Origin of the sequence: Isoptericola croceus (assembly GCF_029382255.1) — a bacterium.
GTDB lineage: Bacteria > Actinomycetota > Actinomycetes > Actinomycetales > Cellulomonadaceae > Isoptericola > Isoptericola croceus.
Genome location: NZ_JARLLG010000329.1, coordinates 1 through 267 on the forward strand (window position 1 = coordinate 1; position 267 = coordinate 267).

Below are 267 nucleotides of genomic sequence, written 5' to 3' on the forward strand. Positions count from 1 at the left end.
CCTTGAAATAAATCTGGATAGACTCACGCTTTCACCGTTTCCTGAGCCATGTCCTTGGTAAACCTGTCCAGCTTCTGGAGCGTCTCCAGACCAGCGACGGCTCCGCCATCTTCGATGCGGTCGCAACAGAAGGGCGTCAGAACTTGGATCTGTTGTCTCGAGAGGAACTTCGGCGGCAGCGCTTTTATGACAGTGGTGAGGTACGAGACGGCCTTTCCCCGTATAATTGGATTTTCATCGTTAATATATCCCCCCAAGGACTGCACC

At 52.4% G+C, this 267-nt stretch carries 1 protein-coding gene; it reads right to left on the bottom strand.

What is annotated here, in order from left to right; genetic code table 11:
• Positions 1-23: 23 nt before the first annotated feature.
• Positions 24-267: hypothetical protein (locus tag PZC42_RS24775; protein WP_277214212.1), on the bottom strand; the 244-nt coding region annotated here is incomplete at its 5' end.